Source organism: Aureimonas phyllosphaerae (assembly GCF_047943035.1).
Lineage (GTDB): Bacteria > Pseudomonadota > Alphaproteobacteria > Rhizobiales > Rhizobiaceae > Aureimonas > Aureimonas phyllosphaerae.
This window is the reverse complement of the sequence record NZ_CP181348.1, coordinates 673,071-692,508: the sequence shown is the minus strand read 5'-3', so window position 1 is coordinate 692,508 and position 19,438 is coordinate 673,071. Positions and strand designations below refer to the sequence as shown.

Below are 19,438 nucleotides of genomic sequence, written 5' to 3'. Positions count from 1 at the left end.
ATCACTTGGCGGCGGCCGGCTTGTACCAGCTGTCGAGGCCCTTCTGGAGCTTCTCGGCCGCCTGCGCCGGCGTCTCGGTGCCGTTGATCACGTTGGCGGACGCCGTCCAGGTCTCGTTCTCGAGGTTGGGCGTGCCGCGCGACAGGATTTGGTAGGTCGAGCGGATCGAGGACTGGCAGGTGCCCCGCCAGCCGACGATCTCCTTGGCGAGCGCGTTCTCGAGCGTCACCGGCTTGTCGATCAGCGGGAAGAAGCCCGGCGCGGCGTTGGCGTAGATCGTCGCGAACTCGGGGCTGGCCACCCAGGAGAGGAAGGTCTTGGCCGCCTCGGCGTTCTTCGAGGCGGCATTGAGGCCGAGCGCGATGTCCGGGTGATCGGAGACGTAGCAGGTGTCGCCGGCATTCTGGACCGGCGGCAGGAAGGCGCCGATCTCGAAGTCGGCCTGCGCCTCGAAGGTCGCGATCTCCCACGAGCCGGCCGGATAGATCGCCGCGCGCCCGAGCGTGAAGAGGTTCTGGCTGTCGGGATAGGTCTGCGCCTGGAAGCCGTCGCCCATGTAGGGGCCCCACTTGGCGAGCGTCTCGAAGGGCTTCACCCAGTTGGGATCGGTCAGCTTCTGGGTGCCGGCGATCAGGGCTTTCCGGCCCTCCTCGCCCTTCCAGTAGTTCGGGCCGATGTTCTGGTAGCCCATGGTCGCGGCTTCCCACTGGTCCTTTGTGCCCATGGCCAGCGGCACGTAGGTGCCGTTCTCCTTGATCTTGTCGAGGAGGGCGAAGAACTCGGCTTCGGTCTTCGGCGGCTGGACACCCAGCTCCTCGAAGGCCTTCTTGTTGTACATGAAGCCGTGCAGCACGGCGGCCATCGGCACGCAGAACGTCTGCGAGCCGTCGTCGGTCGACCAGGCGGTGCGGGCGGCGGGCGTGAAGTTCTCCATGCCGGGCAGGCTGGTCAGGTCGGCGAGCTGCTTCTTCTGGAAGAGGCCGAGCGAGGCGTCGAACGGGCGGCAGGCGACGAGGTCGCCGGCCGAGCCGGCATCCAGCTTGGCGGCGAGCGCCGAGTTGTATTCGGTCGGCGCCGTCGGCGCGAAGGTCACCTTGATGTCGGGGTGCTGCGCCTCGAAGGCGGGGATGATCTTGTCCTGCCAGGTGGCGAGGTCGTCGTTGCGCCAGCTCTCGATGGTCAGCGTCGTCTGCGCCAGGGCCGAACCCGAGAGGGCGGCGAGCGCCGCCAGGGCCACCGAGGCTTTGAGGATGGTCGTCGTCATGCCCGTCTCCTGTTGCATGCCCGAAGCGTTCGGGCGTCTTGTTATCGGCCGAGCTCTTGGAGGGCCCGGCGCAGGTCACCCTTCGTGCGGGCAAGGCGCGCCCGCGCGTCGGAAAGATCGGGGGCGCCGGCTGCGAGAAGCACGGCGGGCTTCACCTCGCCGCCGGTCTCCCGCAGCGCGGCGGCGGCGGTCTCGGGGGTGGTGTCGGCGGCGTCCGCCACCATGCGCGCAGCGCGCTCGAGGAGCTTGGCGTTGTCGGCGCGAAGGCTCACCATGTGGCCGTCGTGGACATGGCCGCGGCGCACGGCGAGCGCGGTCGAGATCATGTTGAGGACGGCCTTCTGCGCGGTGCCCGCGCCCATGCGCGTCGAGCCGGCGACCACCTCGGGCCCGGTGTCGAGAAGGATGGCGACGTCGGCCGCGGCGAATATCGGCGCGCCGGCGTTGTTGGCGACGGCCACCGTCGCGGCGCCCGCTTCCCGTGCGGCTTGAAGACCCGCGACGACGAAGGGCGTCGAGCCGCTGGCCGAGACGGCGAGGACGCAGTCGCACGCTCCGATGCCGGCCGCCTCGACGTCGCGCCGCCCGGCCGCCGCATCGTCCTCCGGCCCGCCGGTAAAGTCGCGGACGATGTCGAGCCCGCCGGCGAGGATCGCGGCGAAGCGCTCGGCCGGTTCGCCGTAGGTCTGGGGGATTTCCAGTGCGTCGGCGAGCGCGATCAGCGCCGGGCTGCCAGCCGCGAGATAGACGAGGCGGCCGCCGCGATCGAGCGCATCGGCCGCCAGCGCCACGGCCTCGGCGATCGCCGGCAGCGCCGCGTCGACGCTGGCAAGCGCCTGCACCTGTCCGTCAAGAAGACGGGCCAGCACCTCCTGCGAGGACCGCGCGTCGAGCCCGAGGGATTCGGGATGACGCTGTTCGGTGCGGCGGAGACCGGTCGCCAAGGTCGCACTCTCCTCGTCTGGTCGCGACGCCGCAACAGGGTGTCGGGAGATTCAAGGGGAGGGGCCGTCCGGCCGGTCGCCGTTCCTCGAGCGGACACGACAAGGGTGTCGCGATCCTATCGGATCACGCCCGCATCCTGCCCCTCGAATCACGGGCTCGGCCTCAGCCGACCCCTCCCTGTCTTTTGTTGCCGGGATCGTACCAACGTAAAACCATTTGTCCAGCGGACCTCTGCAAGATTTTGCGACGGCCTTCGCAGATGCGAACAAAGAGGGCAGTCACCCAAGGAAAACTGCGAAGATTGTGGGTTTCGACCGGCTTCTTGCGTTCCGCATCATTCATGCGAAGGGGACTGGCACGGCATCCCTTCATGCCGTATAGCTCGATTGGTATTGTTTTGGTTTCTGTGGAGATCGCATGGCCGACGGGTTGCTCGTGGGGGTCGACGGAGGCGGGACGAACTGCCGCGTGCGCGTCCGCGGCCTGGACGGGACGCTGGTCGGCGAAGCGCAGGGCGGCACCGCCAACGTCTTCGCCGGGCTCGACGCCGCGCTCGCCACGATCGTCGCCACCACGGAACGGGCGTTGGCGGCGGGCGGTCTCGGCACCGCCGACCTCGCCCGCTGCCATGTCGGGCTCGGGCTCGCTGGGGCCAACGTGCCCTCGGTCGCCGAGGCACTCCATGCGCGTCCTTTGCCGTTTGCCGCCTTCGGCCTCGAGACCGATGCCGTCACCGCCTGCCGCGGCGCGTTTGCGGGCGGCGAGGGAGGCATCGCGATCCTGGGCACCGGCACCGCCTACTGCGTGCGGGCGCGCGGCGCGCTGCGGCTCCTCGGCGGCTGGGGCATGCTCGTCTCCGACCAGGGCAGCGGCGCCGATCTCGGCCGCCGGGCGCTCGCCGAGGCGCTGATGGCGCTCGACGGGGCCCGGCCCCTGACGCCGTTCTGCGATGCGATCCTCGCGCGCTTCGATGGCTCCGCCGGGGCGATCGTCGAGTTCGCCCGCACCGCGCTGCCGCGCGACTTCGGCACCCTCGCGCCCCTCGTCTGGGACCATGCCGAGCGCGGCGATCCGGCCGCCGAACGATTGGTCGCCGCCGCTCTCGTCGACATCGAGCCGATGCTGCGCCGGATGGTCGAACTCGGAAGCCGGGCGCTGGCGCTTCTCGGGGGCCAGGCGCCGCGCTATCGCCCGCGCCTGTCGCCCGATCTGGCCGCGCTCGTGGTCGAGCCGGCCGGCGACGCGATGGAGGGCGGCATCGATCTGGCGCGCGAGGTCTACAGCACGGCTGGCGGGCCGGCATGAGCGCGCTCCTGAAGGCCGGTGCGCTGCCGGAGGGCGAGGGGCCGCTCTACCTTCGGCTCCAGGCACTGATCCGCGGCGCCGTCGAGGCGGGCGAGCTGAAGCCCGCCGATGCCCTGCCGTCCGAGCGCGATCTTGCGGAGGCTTTCAGCGTTTCACGTGTGACGGTGCGCAAGGCGCTGACAGGGCTCGTCGGCGAAGGGGTCGTCGAACAACGACAGGGCTCGGGCACCTTCGTGTCGGGCGGCCACCGCAAGCTGCAGCAGGGCCTGTCGCACCTCACCTCGTTCTCCGCCGACATGGCGACGCGCGGCCGGCGCACCACGTCCGACTGGCTCCTGCGCGCGCTGGAGCGCGTGACGCCGGCCGAAGCCATGCAGCTCGCCCTCTCGCCCGGCGATCTCGTCTGCCGCATCCATCGCCTGCGCCGCGCCGACGGCAAGCCGCTCGCCATCGAGCGCGCCTGCGTGCCGGCGACCATCCTGCCGGACCCGGCGCTGGTCGAGACCTCGCTCTATGCCGCCATGCGCGCGGCCGGACGCCACCCCGTGCGCGCGCTGCAGCGGATCACCGCCGCCAATCTCGACGCCGACGAGGCCGCGCTTCTCGATGTGGCGCCCGGCACCGCGGCGCTGTCGATCACCCGCGTGTCCTTCGACGAAGAGGGGCGGCCGGTGGAGCTCACCCAATCGCAGTATCGCGGCGACGCCTACGACTTCGTCGCCGAACTCAGCCTGTCCGAGCAAGGAACGCCATGACCGAAGCCAGCCTGATGGCGCGCGAGATCGCCGAAATCACGGACGCCGTGCGCCGCTTCCTCGACGCTTCGAAGCCGGCTGTCGCCGAGGTCGGCCGGCGTCTCGCCGACCTGTCGCCGGCCGTCACCGTGACCGTCGCGCGCGGCTCGTCCGATCATGCGGCGACCTATTTCAAGTATGCCTGCGAGATCCTCACCGGACGTCCCGTCGCCTCGCTCGGGCCCTCCGTCGTCTCGGTCTACGGCACGCGGCTCCAGCTCGTCGGCCAGGCCGCGCTCGCCATCTCGCAGTCCGGGCGCAGCCCCGACATCGTCGCGCTCCTTCGGGCGGCGCGCGAGGGCGGCGCGGAGACGGTCGCGATCGGCAATGTCGAGGGCTCGCCCCTGCTGGACGTCGCACACTGGCAACTGCCGCTGAAGGCGGGGCCGGAGCGGAGCGTTGCTGCCACCAAGAGCTTCGTCACCTCGGTGGTCGCCGCGCTCGCCGTGCTCGCCGCCTGGAGCGGCGACGAGGCGCTGGGGGCGGCGATCGACGCCCTGCCGGACCGGCTCGACGAGGCGCTGGCCGCGGACTGGTCGGCGGCGCTCGGCACCGTAGCCGGCGCGCGCTCGCTCTACGTGCTCGGCCGGGGACCGGGCTTTGCGGTCGCCAGCGAATCGGCGCTGAAGCTGAAGGAAACCTCGATGCTCCACGCCGAGGCCTATTCCGGCGCCGAGGTCCTGCACGGCCCCGTGTCGCTGGTCGAGGAGGGCTTTCCGGTCCTCGCCTTCGTGCCGGCGGATGCGGCGCGCGGCGGCCTCGTCGAGATCTGCCAGCGCGTCGCGGGCTCGGGCGCCGCGCTCTTCACCGTCGGCGATGCCGGGGTGGGCACGCGCCTGCCGCACGCGGCGACCGGCCACCCCTTGACCGAACCCCTGTCGATGCTCGTCTCCTTCTATCGCTTCGTCGAGGGCGTCGCGCGCGCGCGCGGCCTCGACCCCGACGTGCCGCGCGGGTTGAAGAAGGTGACGGAGACGCTGTGATGACGAACGCCTTCATCGGTGCCGACATCTTCGACGGCGAGACGCGCCGGAGCGGCCACGCGCTGGTCGTGTCGGACGGGCGCATCGAGGCGCTGGTGCCGGAAGGCGAGATCGGCGCCGGCGTCGAGACGCGGCGTCTGCCGGGCGGGCTCCTCGCGCCCGGCTTCATCGACATCCAGGTAAACGGCGGCGGCGGCGTCCTCTTCAACGAGGCGCCGAGCGTCGAGGGCGTCCGGGCGATCGCGGCCGCGCACGCCCGCACCGGCTCCACCGCGCTCCTGCCGACCGTGATCACCGATCGCCCCGAGGTGACCTTCGCCGCGATCGCGGCCGTCGAGGCGGCGATGGCAGCGGGCGTGCCCGGCTGCGCCGGCATCCATGTCGAGGGCCCGTTCCTGTCGGTGGCGCGCAAGGGCGCGCACGACCCGGCGCTGATCCGGCGGATGGAGGATGCGGACCTGCGCGCGCTCTGCGAGGCACGCGTGCGCCCGTTCCTCCTGACGGTGGCGCCGGAGAGCGTGTCGAACGCGCAGATCGCGGCGCTCGCCGCCGCCGGCATCCGCGTCTCGCTCGGCCACACCGACACGAGCTACGAGACGGCGAACGGGGCGATCGCGGCGGGCGCGAGCTGCGTCACCCACCTCTTCAACGCCATGAGCCAGCTCGGCAACCGCGAGCCCGGCCTCGTCGGCGCGGCGCTCGATTCGCCGGACGTCTGGTGCGGCTTCATCCCGGACGGGCATCACGTCCATCCGGCGACCCTCGGCGCGGCGCTGCGGGCCAAGCGGGACCCGCGCAAGCTCGTCGCCATCACCGACGCCATGCCGACGGTCGGCTCGCGCGAGGACGTATTCACCCTCAACGGGCGTGAGGCGCGGCGCGAGAACGGGCGGCTGACGCTCGCCGACGGGACGCTGGCCGGCTCCGACCTGTCGATGATCGGAGCGCTGCAGTATCTCGTGCGCGAACTCGGGCTTGATCTGGAGACGGCGCTGCGCCTCTGCTCGACCCATGCGGCCGAGTTCCTGGGGCTCGGAGCCACGCACGGCCACCTTCGTGCCGGGGCGCGCGCCGACATGGTGTGGATCGACGACGCTCTCGCTCTCAAGGGCGTCTGGATCGGCGGCGCGGCGGTCGATCTGGCCTGACCGGCGTCAGGCGGTCTCGAAGCGGATCGCCGTCCCGAACGCGGCGTCGGCCGCCACGAGAAGCCGGCCGCCTTCCATGTCAAACGCGATCCCCTCGGACCGCAGCCGCTCTGCTACGTAAAGGAGATCGGGCACGCGCACGGCAAAGCCCGCGAAGCGCGCAGGCGCGGGGCCGGCCACCAGCTCGATGCGCCCGCCGTCGAGCGGAACAGCGGTATCGTGGCCCGACGTTTCGGCGACGCCGGCAAAAGTCCGGAGGAAGCCGAGATGCGCGGCGGGCTCGGGCGCTGCGAGCCGCACCGCTGCGATGTCGCGGGCGCCGTTCGGGTGGTGCTGGAACACGGTGTTCCAGAAATTTTCCGGCCGGTGCTGCTCGCAGACGAAGAAGCCGGCCTGAGGGGCCGCGGGGTCCGTGGCAAAGGCGAGCGTGAAGGCCACCTCCATCTCCCCGCCGTCCGGCCGCCGTCCGCGCCGCTGGAAGAAGAACGGCTCGAAGTCGCCGATGCCGGCCGCGCCGAAACGCTCGGCATCGGCGGCCGCGTCCCGGCTGTCCAGCACCAGCATCGAGATGCCCTCTCGCCTCTCCAGCGCGTCGCGCACGAAGGCGCCGAAGCTGAAGCGGCGTGGTGCGTGCGCCGGGATCGCGGCCGGATCGTCGCCCACCGTGATGAGCTCGAGAAACGAGGTGCCGAACTGGATCAGCCGGTTCGCGGTGCCCCAGGGGTGGCGGTTGCGGGCGCCGACCTGGAAGCCGAGCCGCGCGTAGAACGCGGCCGCGGTGTCGAGATCGCGGACGCCGACGACGAGGTGATCGATGCGTCGTGCCATGGGGTCGCGTCTCCTCCTGTGCCGGACCGAAGCGGATCAGCGGCCGGTCATCGGCGCGCTCCATCCCGCCGCCTCGTCGACATAGGCTTTTTGCGCGCGCTTGTCGTAGAGGCAGAGCTTGGGCGGCGCCTTCCCGGCACGATCGCCGACCAGCACGGCGACGCGGCCGACCCGGTCGTCGAAGCCGATGATCGCCGAGGTGCGGGCGCGCTGGAAGCCGCTCGCCTCGCGGCAGGCCTTGGCGACGCGGGCATCGAACGCGGCCCAGGCGTCGTCGCTCGACGCGTGCGCCGCGCCGGCCGTGACGGTTGCGAGAGCGAGAAGGAGGGCGGGGGCGAGGTGACGCATGGCGGACAGTCCTTGAGCGTGTGTTGGCCTGCCGACGGGAACCGCTCTTGCCGGCGCTTTGATGACGGCCGCCGTGGGGATGCTTCGCCGCGCGCCGGATGCTAACGAGCCGGGACTGACCGGACACTATTCAGGACCGCGGCATGACCAACCGACAGGATCGCCGCTTCGCGGCCAAGCTCGCGCGCCAGATGCAGACGCGCGGCAAGACGCCGGCGGAGCGGGCGATCTTCCAAGCCGCCGGAGCGTTCTTCGCCGAGGAGACGGTCGAGATCGACTTCGACCTCGACGGCTTCGACGCGGCCTTTGCCCGCCTCTCGCCCGAACTCGACGAACTCCTCGACGGCGGCTTCGACGCCTTCCGACGCGAGGTCTTCGCACAGGCCGCCTGGGCCGGGATGGCGGCCCGCCTGCCGGACGGCGGCGAAGGGACGTTCGACCTCCAGCCGATCCTGTTTGCGGCGACCGGGACGGCGGACGCCCTCACGGACTTTGCCGGCGATGGCGAGAGCCTTGCCGCGCTCGCCCGTTCCCTGCGCGAATCCGGCGTCTTCCCGGAGGCCGGCGCGGTCGCGATCCTGCCCGTGGTGCTCGCGCCGGATGCCGTGGATCTCTACACCGTCGGCCCGGCAACGGTCCACGCGCTGACCGAGGGGCTCGCCGCGCTGGTCGAGGCCGATACACCCGAGGCGGGGCTGGCGGCGGCGCGCGAGGCGCTGGCGCGCGCCGGCCTGCCGACGGTCGGCGAGGGCGAGGGGGACGTGGAGGGCCTTCTTCTCGGCATCTGCCTGACGCCGGTCGAGGACTGGGACCTGCCGGACGCCGAAGTCGAGGCGCGCCAGCTCGCCATGGCCGCGACCCGCGCGTCCTGGCTCGACACCTATGCCGCGACGCTGCCCTTCCGCCTGGACGAGCCGGTGTTCTGGCACGAGGCGGCCTCCTCGCTCGCCTTCCACGCGCTGGCGGGCCGGATCGAGGCGGAGCTCGCGACGCGCGGCGTCACCGAGCCCGTCTCGCGCATCGACGCGTGCCTCGCGCCGGAGACCGGCGATCCGGTGCTGGCCGTCCAGGCCGGGAACGTGCGGCTCGGCCTCTTCCATGCCCCGCGCGATCTCGTCTTCACCGATATCGACGGCTTTGCCGGGCTTGCTGAGCGTTTTGCCGGAGAGCTCGTCGAGTACGAGCGGCCGGGGCAGGTGCTGCGGCTCGTGGCCGGCGCCTGAGCGCCCTCAAGAATTGATTGTCGCCCCGGCCCGGCTTCGTGCCATGCTCCGCCGCCGTCAACCGGAGGAACGAGATCATGGGTGAGAAGAACAAGGGCGGGAAGGAAGCCCGCAAGCCGAAGAAGGTCGTCGAGAAGACGATCGCCGCCGCGCCGAGCCTGAAGGGCGGCACGACGCCCGCCTCGAAGAAGAGCTGATCGGCGGGCGGGTCACGCCGTCCGAAACCGGATCTTAAGGGTGACCGGGCTAATGTCGCGCCAGTGGTTGAGGCGTGTTGCGTTGGCCCCAACTATCGAAGGCGTCGGGCCCGGACCCGGCGCCTTCTTTGTTTGACGCGAGCCCGTTCGCTCGCTTTGCGGTTCGCATTTCCGTCGGTCGCTCCCCATATGCAGGGGATGACTCACCGGCCGAGGGATCGCCCATGAAAAAACCGAATTTCGACTTCGAGCGCCGGGAACGCGAAAAGGCCAAGGCCGCCAAGAAGGCGGAGAAGGCCGCGGCCAAGGCCGCATCCAAGGCCGCCCCCGGCGAGACGGACCGTGACGACGACGGTCCGCACGAGACGAGCGACCCCTCTCCTGCCGCGAACTGACGCGGGGAAAGCATGAACACTTATGTCCGAACAGAAGAGCGGGGCTGACAAGTCCCGCACGAGACCGGCCGAGGAACCCTACGAGCCGGAGGCCTTTGCCCGAAAGTATGGAATTCCGCCGGGCGAGGCGAAGACGATCATCAAACGCTACGGCCCCTCGCGAAAGAAGCTTGACTCCTACATGGCAGCGCGCGAGGCCTGATCCGATCGGCCGGTGACCATCGCGGTCCCGGCCGACCCCTTCGAAACATTCCGCCGGAATGCTATGATCCGACCCGATCCGACGGGCGGCGAAGCGTTGGCGGCCCCCTTTGATGCGAAAGAGAGAAACGTTGAAACAGACTGGCACGGACTTCATCGATCGCCGCAACGCGGCCAAGGATGCCAAGGCGGCCCTGCTCGAGAAGATGAAGGCCAAACAGAACGATCCGGCTGCGCAGGCCCGTCGCGAGGAGCACGCCGCGCTCGCCGCCGCCCGTGCCGAGCGCGAGGCCGCCAAGCGTGAGCAGCAGAAGGCCGAGGCCGAGGCCCGCGAGGCGGAGCGCGCCGCCGAAGCCGCCGCCGCCGCGGAAGCCGCCGAGAAGGCCGCCGTGTCCGAGCGCGACAAGCTGATCGCCCAGGCGATGGCCGACCAGGCTGCGCAGAAGGCCAAGCGCGACGCGCGCTACGCCGCCCGCCAGAGCCGCAAGGGCTGAACCGGCCGCGGGCCGCGGGCGGGACGCCTCGTGCGACCGCCCGGCGGCCCCCCTATGCCCGCCGCCGCCGGTCGGCGACGCATCGGACTTCCCCGACCACCAACCGCTTGGCCGGGGCGGAGCTGCGACCCGGATCTCGATCGCAAGGATTGACCGCGTCGTGGAGGCATCTCGCTAACGAAGCCGCGCTAGAACAGGTCGTGGGACCGAGTCTGGAGCGTTGAAAGGTGATCGTGAGCGACAACGCGCCTGCGCGCCCGACGGACCCCGCCCACCCCGGCCAGGCCTTCGCCGACCCGCTTCAGCGGGACCGGAGCGCGCTCGCCTTCGAGCACGCGCCGACCTCGATGTGGATCCAGGACCTCCATCTCCTCAAGGAGCGCCTCGACAGGTGGCGCGCTGGGGGATCGACGACCTGCGCACGCATCTGGCGGCCGATTCTGCGCGCGTCGAGGAACTCGTCGCCCTGATCCGGGTGACGGCCGTCAACCGCGAGACGCTGCGCCTCTACGAGGTCGCCGACGAGGCGGCGCTGATGGCGAAGGTCCGCGAGATCTTCGGCGAGGACCAGATTGCTTCCTTCGTCGAGGTGATCTGCCAGCTCTGGGGCGGCCAGGTCGCCACCAGCGTCGTGACGCGCAACTACACGGCGCGCGGGCGCCTTCTCGACGTGAACTACAAGGGCCGGCTCCTGCCCGGCCACGAGGCCGACTGGGCCGCCTATCTCATCTGCGTCGAGGACGTGTCGGTGCAGCAGCAGGCGCTTCGCCTGCTGGAAGCCGCGCGCACGCACGACCCGCTGACCGGCCTCCACAATCGCACCTTCCTGACCGAGACGCTGGAGCGCCTGGAGGTCGGCGGCGACCCGGTCGCGCTCGCCGTCTTCGACCTCAACGGGCTGAAGAGCGCCAACGACCGGTTCGGGCACAAGGCGGGCGACGATCTCCTGCGCCGAATGGGGCGCCTCCTGCGCGACCACCTGCCGCCGACCTGTCCGGCGGTGCGGATGGGCGGCGACGAGTTCGTGGCGATCGTCACCGGGCTCGACGAGGCCGGCGCCAACGCCCTGATCGCGCGTCTTGCCCGTGCGGCGGACGGGAACGAGGGCGGAGCCTGGCAGGTCCCTCTCAGCTTTTCGGCGGGGCTCGCCTGGCGCCGCGCAGGCGAGGGCATGGACCAGCTCCTCGCCCGCGCCGACCGCAACATGTACCGCTCGAAGCGCGCCTTTCATGGACGCCGCGCCGTGGCCGGCGCGGCCGCTCGCACTACAGCAACAGGGCGTTGATCTCCTCGCGCGCCGGGCGGCCCGGGGTGGGCTTCCGGAACGCCGAGCGCTCGACCCGGGGCGCCGGCATCAGCTCGGCCGTGTCCTGATCGGCCGCCGACAGGAACAGGCGGCGCAGGCGTGCGCCGAGCGTGTCCGGGGTCAGGGCCGTGTAGGGAGTTTCGATCCGGGTGTCGTCCGGGGATAGGCACAGGGACATCGGGGTGCTCCTCGTCGGTCGGTCCACGGGATGGGCGGCACGGGGGGCGCCGCCCGGTAAGAACCGCCCGCGAAGGCCGCAACCTTCCCGGGCGGACGGGCGCGAGGTCAGAAACTGTCGGAGCCGGGGACGAGGGCTCCGCGGGTTTCCACCGCGCGAGGGGACTTGGCGGCCGGCTGCGCCTCGGCGGCGGCCGGGGTGCTGCGGGCGGCGGGGTAGCCAAAGGCCGTGGCGGCCTCGCCGCGTCCGCCGGCCGAGCGGGTCGCGGCCTCGCCGGTCACCACCGAGCGGTCGGCAAGGCCGTCGTCGGACCTGGTGCCGACGTCCGAGCCGGGGACGAGGCCGCCGGCCAGGCCGAGGCCGGTCGACAGGAGGAGGGCGGTGGTGGCGGAGAGGATCGTGCGGGTCATGGGAGAAACTCCTTGGGGTTTCGAGGCGCGCGCCGGCCCGGCCGCGGCCCGGGGCGGGCGCGGAGACGGACGGGGTCTCGCGGCGTTGGGTCGGAGCGCATGGCATGCGCCCGCGGGGCGCCGGGTCTTGCAATCCGGCGCTGTTGCGTGTGTTGACGGGGTGTCGCTGTCGCGTCCGCCCCGTCCGGCGTTGAACCTTTGCAGTTCATTACCGTTTGGTATGGAATGAATTAGGGGCTTGGTTTCCGGCTGTCAACGGACTAATTTACCGACAGGTATAAAAATCTGACGCCGGTTCGCCCGAGCGTTCGAAAACAAGGAGATGCGATCATGGGTGCCGGCCGCCCGCGGGAGTTCGATCCTGACGAGGCCCTCGATAGCGCGCTGGATGTGTTCTGGCGCCAAGGCTACGAGGGCACCTCGATGTCCGACCTGACGCAGGCGATGGGCATCGCCAAGCCCAGCCTCTACGCCGTGTTCGGCAACAAGGAGGAGCTGTTCCGCAAGGCGCTTGACCGCTACGCCTCGCGCCGCTCGGACCTTGGCTGCAGCGCCCTGAACGAGGCGACCTCGCGCCGGGCGGTTGAGCGGATGCTTCTGGCCTTTGCCGGCGTCGGCGAGGACGAGGAAGCGCCCAAGGGCTGCCTGATGGTGCAGGGCGCGCTGGTCTGCAGCGAGGCGTCGGAATCGATCCGGCAGGAGCTCTGCGCGCGCCGGGCCGAAAGCGAGGCTGCCCTCTGCCGCCGCCTCGAGGAATGGAAGGCCGCCGGCGACCTGCCGCCCGAAGCCGACCCGAAGGATCTCGCTCGCTACGTCATGTCAGTGGCGCAGGGACTGTCGGTGCAGGCTGCGAGCGGCGCGACGCCGGACGACCTGCGCCGCGTGGTGGCGATGACGCTGAAGACCTGGCCGCCCGTCTGAGGCGCCCGTCCCGCCGGTGCGCGGGCGGCCTTTTCAGGCCCGTGCGCCGTCCGTCCCCCCGGCGCGCATGCGGCCCGGCGCCGTGCCGATGACGCGCTTGAAGGCGCGGCCGAACGAGGCCTCCGATTCGTAGCCGAGTCGGCGGCTGGCATCGGCGATGCGCATGCGGTCGCGCGCGATCCACTGCCGGGCCTGGTGCATGCGCACCTGCGTGACGTAATGGGCCGGCGTCGCGCCGACGATCGCGGTGAACTTGGCGGCAAAGCCCGAGCGCGACACGCCCATCAGCGCGGCCATCTCCGCCACCGTCCAGTCGCGTTCGGGCTCGGCATGGATCGCGGCCAGCACCCGACCGACCTTCGGATCGCGCACTGCGGCCAGCCACCCCGCCTCGTCGCCGCAGCCATGCTCGACCCAGGAGCGGATGATCTGCGCGGCCATCACGTCGGCGAGCCGCGCCAGGATGCCGCTCGCGCCGACGCGGTTGAGGCTGCACTCGGCGATCATCGCGTCGAGAAGGTGCGGGATCGCGGGCTCGGCCTGCATCAGTTCCTTGGCGCGCATCAGGTCGGGCATCATCCGCAGGAGCGGATGCAGCCCGTCGATGTTGAAGCGCATGGTGCCGCAGAAGAGGATGCAGACGCCCTCCGCTTCCGGCTCGGCCGCACCGTAGTCGTAGACGCTCTCGCAGATGGCGAGGCACTCGCGGCGCGGAAAGGCGCGGGGCGCGATGCCCGGCGCGCTCGCCAGCGTATGGGCAGCGCCGCGCGGCACCAGCACCGCGTCGCCGGCCGAGAGCTCGCTCCATTCGCCGTCCGGGCTCTGGAGCCAGCAGCCCTGGCCGGCCACGAAATGGAAATGGGCGTGGTCCTGCGCCGGGTAATGAAAGGCCCACTCGCCCTGGAGGCGGCACCGGCCGTACTCGACGCCGTCGAGCCGAAGCCCCCGCAGCATGTCGGTGAGGGGATCGATCGGATCGGTGGCGGGTTTGGACGAACGGTCAAGCATGATGGCGTTCCTAGCATGGAAACGCCAGACCGGCGAGACTAGGTTCGGCCTTCGATTTTTGCACCGCATCATGACGGGACGCGCCTCCATGTCCGACATCGCCTGCCAAGCGGCGCTCGCCGCGCCCGACACCGAAACGCCCGGCGCGGCCTGGCCCGCGGTGTTCTCGCTGTCCTTCGGCGTCTTCGGTCTCGTTACCGCCGAATTCCTGCCCGTCAGCCTGCTGACGCCGATGGCCGCCGAACTCGGCGTCACCAACGGCGCGGTGGGGCAGGCGATCACCGCGACGGCCGTGGTCGCGGCGCTCGCCGGGCCGCTTCTGGTGCTCGGCTCCGGGCGGCTCGACCGGCGCGTCATCGTCTGGGCGCTGATGGCGATGCTGGTCGTGTCCAGCGTGCTGACGGCCTTTGCGGGCAGCGTCGGCGTCCTCCTCGTGGCACGCGGGCTCCTCGGCTTCGCGCTCGGCGGCTTCTGGGCGATGATGACGGCGCTCGCCCTGCGGCTGGTGCCGCCGGCCGACGTGCCGCGCGCCATGTCGATCATCGTGATGGGCGTGTCGGTCGCGACCGTCGTCGCCGCGCCGCTCGGCGCCGCGCTCGGCGCGCTGTGGGGCTGGCGGGCGACGTTCCTCGCCGCAGCGGCGCTCGGCGCCCTGTCGCTCCTCGTCCAGCTTCTCGTCCTGCCGCGCCTGCCCTCGGTCGGCGCGCCGGGTCTTGCGAGCTTCCGCTCCGCCCTGTCGCGGCGCGCGGTGCTGATCGGCTTTGCCACGGTGATCATCGTCGTGTCCGGCCATTTCGCCGGCTTCACCTTCATCCGCCCGTTCCTGGAAGAGGTGCCGCGCCTCGACGTCGCGACGATCTCGCTGGCGCTTCTGGCCTTCGGCGTCGGCGGCTTCCTCGGCAACCCGGTGGCCGGGATGGTCGCGGCGCGCAGCCCGGCTTGGGCGGCCGGCGGCGTGTCGCTCCTGATCGGCGCGGCCTCGCTTCTGCTGGCGCTGTTCGGCGGAACGCCGGCGGTGGCGTTCACCGCCGTCGCGCTCTGGGGGTTTGCCTTCGGCGGCTTCCCGGTGGCCGTCTCGATCTGGAATGCGCGCGCGGCGCCCGATCTCGCCGAAAGCTCCGGCGCGCTTCTGTCCTCCTCGTTCCAGGTGGCGATCGCCAGCGGCGCGCTGATCGGTGGTCTCCTGATCGACGGGATCGGCCCGCACGGGGTGATCGTCTACGCCGCCGCCGCCGTGGTGCTCGGCGCCGGCGTGATGCTGACGCTCGGCCGGGCGGCCGAGCGCACGCGGGCCGGGGCGTGAGACGCAGGCCTAGCGCCAGGGCGTGACCGACACCCCGCCGAAGAGCTGCTCGCGCGGGATCTGGAAGATGAAGTAGGGGTTGATCATCGGCAGCGCACTCACGGCATCCAGCCGGGCGCGTTGGTCGTCCGAGAGCGCGACGTCAAGCGAGGCGACGTTGGCGTGCACCTGTTCGGCGCGGCTTGCGCCGATCAGGACGCTGGAGACGCCGGGCCGCCCCGTCACCCAGGCGAGCGCCACCTCCGCCATCGAGCGGCCGATCTCGCCCGCAATGCTGCGCACCTCGTCCACCACAGCGAAGTTGCGCTCGGTGAACAGCATCCCGCCGAACGGGTTGTCGCCGTCGAGCCGGTTGCCGCCGTCGCTCGTGCCGCTGGCCTGGTTGGGCACGGCGCCGGCGGGTCCATGAGCGTCGAGCTTGTCGCGGCCGTACTTGCCGGTGAGGAGCCCTGCGGCGAGCGGGCTCCAAGGCACGAGGCCGAGGCCGAGCGCCTCGCCCGCCGGCAGGATTTCGAGTTCCACGCCCCGGTCGATCAGCGAATAGGCGTATTGCAGGCCGATCGGCTCGGGCAGGCCGTGGGCGCGCGCCAAGGTCGCGATGCGGGCGGCATACCAGGCCGGCGCGTTGGAGAAGCCGTAGTGCAGGATGTCGCCGCGCCGCACGGCGTCGGTCAGCGCGCGCAGCACCTCCTCCGGCGGCGTCGTGCGGTCCCAGACATGGGTCCAGTAGAGGTCGATCCGTTCGGTGCCGAGGCGCTTCAGCGAGCCTTCCAGGGCCCGGCGGATGTGGCGCGCGCCGTTGCCGCCCATCAGCGGCACGCCGCCGCTTTCCGGAAAGCCGGACTTGGTCGCGATCACCAGCCGGTCGCGCACCCCCCGCTCGGCGACGAGGCGGCCGAGCATCGTCTCGCTGGCGCCCCCGGAATAGATGTCCGCCGTATCCACGAAGTTGCCGCCGCGCTCGAGATAGGCGTCGAGGATGGCGGCGGCGCCCGCCTCGTCGGCGCCCCAGCGCCCCGCGCCGAAGGTCATGGTGCCGAGCGCCAGCGGGCTGACGAGAAGGCCGGAGCGCCCGAGCGCGCGAAAATGGGTGAGGTCCATTTGTGTCTCCTGTCGTAAGGTGAGACGAACATAGCGGGCGGTGCCGAGCCGGATTAGGATGCGTCCGGGCCAAGGGCTTGTGAGCGGGGTTCATCAATGCGGCGTGGCGACCTCGACGATCTCGCCCTGTTCGCCGCGATCGCGCGGGCGCGCAGCTTCACCCGCGCGGGCGCCGAGCTCGGCCTGTCGCCCTCGGCGCTCAGCCACGCCATGCGCCAGCTGGAGGCCCGGCTCGGCGTCCGCCTTCTGGCGCGCACGACGCGCAGCGTCGCGCCGACGGCGGCGGGCGAGCGGCTGCTGGCCGCGCTTCGCCCGGCGCTCGACGCGGTGGAGGGCGGGATCGCGGCGCTCGCCGACTGGCGCGACGCGCCCTCCGGCACGCTCCGCCTCACCACCTTCTCCTATGCCGCCCGCACGATCTTGAGCCCCCGTCTGCCGCAGTTCCTCGTCGACCATCCCGACATCGCCGTCGAGGTGGTGGTGGACGACCGGCTGGTGGACCTCGTGGCGGGCGGTTTCGACGCCGGCATCCGGCTCGGCGAGAGCGTCGAACTCGACATGGTGACGGTTCCGGTCGGGCCGCCGTTGCGCACCGTGGTGGTGGCGACGCCCTCCTACTTCGCCGTCCGCCCGGCGCCCGCGACGCCCGCCGACCTCAAGGACCACGTCTGCGTCAACTACCGCCTCGTCGGCGGCGGCGGGCTTCTGCCCTGGGAGTTCGAGCGGGACGGGCAGGCGCTGCGGGTCAAGGTCGGCGGCCAGCTCATCGTCAACGACGAGCGGTTGGCGGCGGGGGCCGTGCGGGCTGGCGCCGGGCTTGGCTACATGATGGAGGACGACGTCGCCGAGGACATCGCCGCCGGACGTCTCGTTCAGGTTTTGGACGCGTGGTGCGCGCCGTTCGACGGATGCCGCCTCTATTATCCGAGCCGGCAGGCCGCGCCGGCGCTGCGCGCCCTGATCGAGGCGTTTCGCTGGCCCCGCCCGGCGGGCTGACCGCCACCGCGGGCCCGGCGCCCCGCAAACTCATATGGATTTTTTACGCGGGCCCGGCGCAATCGAATGGGCGATCCCGAAAGGAGGGTTCGCATGTTCGATCTGATCTACCTGGCCGTGGGGCTGGGCTTTTTCGCGTTGATGGGCGCCTACGCGCGCTGGGCCGTCCGGGCCTGACGATGTTCGACCTCGTCCTTGGCGGCGCCGTCGCCTTCGCCCTTGCCGCCTACCTCGTCTACGCGCTCGCGCGTCCCGAGCGGTTCTGATCCCCTGTCCTGAAAGTCCGATGCCATGACGCTCAATGGCTGGCTGCAAATCATCCTCATCCTCGCGGCCGTGGTCGCGTTCGCCATTCCGCTCGGCGCCTTCATGGGCCGCGTCTTCGCAGGCGAGCGGACCATCCTCACCCCCATTCTGGGCCCGGTCGAGCGCGGCTTCTATCGCCTCGCCGGCATCGACCCGGCGCGCGAACAGGGCTGGCTCGCCTATACGCTGGCCATGCTCGCCTTCAACGCGGCCGGCTTCGTGCTCCTCTATGCGATCCTGCGCGCGCAGGCCTTCCTGCCGCTGAACCCGCAAGGGTTTTCGGGCCTGTCGCCGCATCTCGCTTTCAACACGGCCGTGTCCTTCGTGACCAACACGAACTGGCAGTCCTACGGCGGCGAGACGACCATGAGTCATCTCTCGCAGATGGCCGGCCTCACGGTGCAGAACTTCCTGTCGGCGGCGACCGGCATCGCGCTGGCCGTCGCGCTGGTGCGCGCCTTCGCGCGCTCGGGCGCCCAGACCGTCGGCAACTTCTTCACCGACATGACGCGCGCCACGCTCTACGTCCTCCTGCCGCTCGCGATCGCGACCGGTCTCTGGCAGGTCTCGATGGGCACGCCGCAGACGCTCGAAGCCTCGGCGACCGTTCAGACGCTGGAAGGCCAGCCCCAGACGCTGGCGCTCGGGCCCGTCGCCTCGCAGCTCGCGATCAAGCAGCTCGGCACCAACGGCGGCGGCTTCTACAACGCCAACGCCGCCCACCCCTACGAGAACCCGACACCGCTCTCGAACGCGCTGACGATCTGGCAGATGCTGGTGGTCTCCACCGCGCTCGTCTTCGCCTTCGGCCGGCTGATCGGCGACCGGCGTCAGGCCGTGGCCATCCTCTCGGTCATGGGCCTTCTCCTCGTCTCCGCGACGGCGATCTGCTACTGGGCCGAGAGCGCCGGCACGCCGGTTCTGGCCGCCGCCGGCCTCGACCCGACCGGCGGCAACATGGAGGGCAAGGAGGTCCGCTTCGGGTTGTCCGCGTCCTCGATGTTCGCGGCGGTCACCACCGGCCTGTCGGACGGCGCGGTGAACTCGATGCACGGCTCCTTCACGCCAATCGGCGGCATGGTGCCGATGGTCTTGATCATGCTCGGCGAGATCCTGCCGGGCGGCGTCGGCTCGGGCCTCTACGGCATCCTCGTGATCGCGATCATCTCGGTCTTCGTGGCGGGCCTCATGGTCGGCCGCACGCCCGAATATCTCGGCAAGAAGATCGAGGCCAAGGAGATGAAGATGGCGGTGCTCGCGATCCTCATCCTGCCGGCCACGATCCTCGGCTTCTCGGCAGTCTCGGCGGTGTTGCCGGCGGCGCTGTCGGGCCTCGGCAACGCCGGGCCGCATGGCCTGTCGGAGATTTACTATGCCTACACGTCGGCAGCCGGCAACAACGGCTCGGCCTTCGGAGGCCTGTCAGCGAACTCGCCCTGGTGGAACACGACGCTGGGGCTGGCCATGCTGCTCGGCCGCTTCGCCTACATCGTGCCGATGATGGCGATCGCGGGCTCGCTGGTGGCCAAGACCAAGCTCGCGCCCTCGGCCGGCACGTTCCCGACGCACGGGCCGCTCTTCGTGGGGCTCTTGGCCGGCATCATCCTGATCCTCGGCGGCCTCCAGTTCTTCCCCGCGCTCGCCCTCGGCCCGATCGCCGAGCAGGTGCAGATGCTGGCGGGCAAGACCTTCTGACGACGTCCTGACGACACCCTGGCGCGGCTCGGCCCCTACGCCGGGCCGCCCCTCACGAACCGTCACCCATTCTTCGTCGGTCCCCATCG

At 71.2% G+C, this 19,438-nt stretch carries 22 protein-coding genes; 14 read left to right on the top strand and 8 right to left on the bottom strand.

Translation table 11 applies throughout. The features are described from left to right. Window position 1: 1 nt before the first annotated feature. Together ACLNGM_RS03140 and ACLNGM_RS03135 are read right to left on the bottom strand one after the other, a co-directional pair. A complete protein-coding gene (locus tag ACLNGM_RS03140; protein WP_416357148.1) occupies window positions 2-1,264 on the bottom strand; it encodes an ABC transporter substrate-binding protein in 1,263 nt (420 codons plus the stop codon). Window positions 1,265-1,305: 41 nt separating this feature from the next. Then, on the bottom strand, window positions 1,306-2,208 hold the full coding sequence (locus ACLNGM_RS03135) for an N-acetylmuramic acid 6-phosphate etherase (protein WP_416357147.1): 903 nt from the start codon (window positions 2,206-2,208) through the stop codon (window positions 1,306-1,308). Window positions 2,209-2,626: 418 nt separating this feature from the next. Between ACLNGM_RS03135 and ACLNGM_RS03130 the strand changes: the two genes are divergently transcribed. From ACLNGM_RS03130 to nagA, 4 genes are read left to right on the top strand one after another with little or no spacing between them, the layout of a single operon-like run. After that, on the top strand, window positions 2,627-3,514 hold the full coding sequence (locus ACLNGM_RS03130) for a BadF/BadG/BcrA/BcrD ATPase family protein (protein ID WP_416357146.1): 888 nt from the start codon (window positions 2,627-2,629) through the stop codon (window positions 3,512-3,514). After that, entirely contained in the window at window positions 3,511-4,269 is a 759-nt protein-coding gene (locus tag ACLNGM_RS03125) for a GntR family transcriptional regulator (protein ID WP_416357145.1), read from the top strand. The genes ACLNGM_RS03130 and ACLNGM_RS03125 overlap by 4 nt, the downstream gene beginning before the upstream one ends. Next, on the top strand, window positions 4,266-5,291 hold the full coding sequence (locus ACLNGM_RS03120; protein WP_416357144.1) for an SIS domain-containing protein: 1,026 nt from the start codon (window positions 4,266-4,268) through the stop codon (window positions 5,289-5,291). The genes ACLNGM_RS03125 and ACLNGM_RS03120 overlap by 4 nt, the downstream gene beginning before the upstream one ends. Next, on the top strand, window positions 5,291-6,439 hold the full coding sequence (nagA, locus tag ACLNGM_RS03115) for an N-acetylglucosamine-6-phosphate deacetylase (protein WP_416357143.1): 1,149 nt from the start codon (window positions 5,291-5,293) through the stop codon (window positions 6,437-6,439). Before ACLNGM_RS03120 ends, nagA begins: the two co-directional genes overlap by 1 nt. 6 nt (window positions 6,440-6,445) lie before the next feature. Here the strand turns inward: nagA and ACLNGM_RS03110 are convergent, their stop codons facing one another. Together ACLNGM_RS03110 and ACLNGM_RS03105 are read right to left on the bottom strand one after the other, a co-directional pair. Continuing rightward, window positions 6,446-7,267, bottom strand: coding sequence for a VOC family protein (locus ACLNGM_RS03110; RefSeq protein ID WP_416357142.1), 822 nt, complete (start codon window positions 7,265-7,267; stop codon window positions 6,446-6,448). 36 nt (window positions 7,268-7,303) lie between these two features. Then, window positions 7,304-7,615 (bottom strand): hypothetical protein, encoded by a 312-nt coding sequence (locus tag ACLNGM_RS03105; protein ID WP_416357141.1) that lies wholly within the window; start codon window positions 7,613-7,615, stop codon window positions 7,304-7,306. 143 nt (window positions 7,616-7,758) lie between these two features. On the opposite strand from ACLNGM_RS03105, the gene ACLNGM_RS03100 reads away from it, so the two are divergent. The 5 genes from ACLNGM_RS03100 (at window position 7,759) to ACLNGM_RS03080 (ending at window position 11,410) form a co-directional block, all read left to right on the top strand. After that, window positions 7,759-8,838: a hypothetical protein gene (locus ACLNGM_RS03100; RefSeq protein WP_416357140.1), complete on the top strand. Its 1,080-nt coding sequence runs from the start codon at window positions 7,759-7,761 to the stop codon at window positions 8,836-8,838. A 421-nt stretch (window positions 8,839-9,259) separates the two neighbouring features. After that, window positions 9,260-9,430 carry a hypothetical protein gene (locus ACLNGM_RS03095; protein ID WP_416357139.1) on the top strand — a complete coding sequence of 57 codons (171 nt, stop codon included), beginning with the start codon at window positions 9,260-9,262 and terminating at the stop codon, window positions 9,428-9,430. A 22-nt stretch (window positions 9,431-9,452) separates the two neighbouring features. After that, window positions 9,453-9,632 carry a DUF3606 domain-containing protein gene (locus ACLNGM_RS03090; protein WP_090965241.1) on the top strand — a complete coding sequence of 60 codons (180 nt, stop codon included), beginning with the start codon at window positions 9,453-9,455 and terminating at the stop codon, window positions 9,630-9,632. 130 nt (window positions 9,633-9,762) lie between these two features. Next, window positions 9,763-10,125: a DUF6481 family protein gene (locus ACLNGM_RS03085; RefSeq protein ID WP_294645232.1), complete on the top strand. Its 363-nt coding sequence runs from the start codon at window positions 9,763-9,765 to the stop codon at window positions 10,123-10,125. A gap of 391 nt (window positions 10,126-10,516) precedes the next feature. Then, window positions 10,517-11,410, top strand: a complete 894-nt coding sequence (locus ACLNGM_RS03080; protein ID WP_416357138.1) for a GGDEF domain-containing protein — start codon at window positions 10,517-10,519, stop codon at window positions 11,408-11,410. Here ACLNGM_RS03080 and ACLNGM_RS03075 read toward each other — a convergent pair. Together ACLNGM_RS03075 and ACLNGM_RS03070 are read right to left on the bottom strand one after the other, a co-directional pair. Beyond that, complete coding sequence (locus tag ACLNGM_RS03075; RefSeq protein ID WP_090965235.1) at window positions 11,391-11,609, bottom strand: hypothetical protein; 219 nt, start codon at window positions 11,607-11,609, stop codon at window positions 11,391-11,393. The two genes, ACLNGM_RS03080 and ACLNGM_RS03075, sit on opposite strands and share 20 nt — an antisense overlap. 107 nt (window positions 11,610-11,716) lie before the next feature. Further along, window positions 11,717-12,019: a hypothetical protein gene (locus ACLNGM_RS03070; protein ID WP_416357137.1), complete on the bottom strand. Its 303-nt coding sequence runs from the start codon at window positions 12,017-12,019 to the stop codon at window positions 11,717-11,719. Between the two features lie 330 nt (window positions 12,020-12,349). Between ACLNGM_RS03070 and ACLNGM_RS03065 the strand changes: the two genes are divergently transcribed. Continuing rightward, complete coding sequence (locus ACLNGM_RS03065) at window positions 12,350-12,940, top strand: TetR/AcrR family transcriptional regulator (RefSeq protein ID WP_416357136.1); 591 nt, start codon at window positions 12,350-12,352, stop codon at window positions 12,938-12,940. Between the two features lie 33 nt (window positions 12,941-12,973). Here the strand turns inward: ACLNGM_RS03065 and ACLNGM_RS03060 are convergent, their stop codons facing one another. Continuing rightward, window positions 12,974-13,948, bottom strand: a complete 975-nt coding sequence (locus ACLNGM_RS03060) for an AraC family transcriptional regulator (RefSeq protein WP_416357135.1) — start codon at window positions 13,946-13,948, stop codon at window positions 12,974-12,976. Window positions 13,949-14,036: 88 nt separating this feature from the next. Between ACLNGM_RS03060 and ACLNGM_RS03055 the strand changes: the two genes are divergently transcribed. Continuing rightward, a complete protein-coding gene (locus tag ACLNGM_RS03055; RefSeq protein ID WP_416357134.1) occupies window positions 14,037-15,251 on the top strand; it encodes an MFS transporter in 1,215 nt (404 codons plus the stop codon). Between the two features lie 9 nt (window positions 15,252-15,260). Here ACLNGM_RS03055 and ACLNGM_RS03050 read toward each other — a convergent pair whose 3' ends face one another. After that, entirely contained in the window at window positions 15,261-16,352 is a 1,092-nt protein-coding gene (locus tag ACLNGM_RS03050) for an aldo/keto reductase (RefSeq protein WP_416357133.1), read from the bottom strand. 96 nt (window positions 16,353-16,448) lie between these two features. Here ACLNGM_RS03050 and ACLNGM_RS03045 point away from each other — a divergent pair, with 96 nt between their 5' ends. The 3 genes from ACLNGM_RS03045 to kdpA all read left to right on the top strand — a co-directional run bounded on the left by ACLNGM_RS03045 (window position 16,449) and on the right by kdpA (window position 19,349). Beyond that, complete coding sequence (locus tag ACLNGM_RS03045; RefSeq protein WP_416357132.1) at window positions 16,449-17,348, top strand: LysR family transcriptional regulator; 900 nt, start codon at window positions 16,449-16,451, stop codon at window positions 17,346-17,348. Window positions 17,349-17,527: 179 nt separating this feature from the next. Continuing rightward, entirely contained in the window at window positions 17,528-17,614 is an 87-nt protein-coding gene (gene kdpF, locus ACLNGM_RS03040) for a K(+)-transporting ATPase subunit F (RefSeq protein ID WP_416358377.1), read from the top strand. 25 nt (window positions 17,615-17,639) lie between these two features. Further along, the gene (kdpA, locus tag ACLNGM_RS03035) at window positions 17,640-19,349 is read left to right on the top strand and encodes a potassium-transporting ATPase subunit KdpA (protein WP_416357131.1); all 1,710 of its coding nucleotides are present in this window, start codon (window positions 17,640-17,642) and stop codon (window positions 19,347-19,349) included. Window positions 19,350-19,438: the final 89 nt, after the last annotated feature.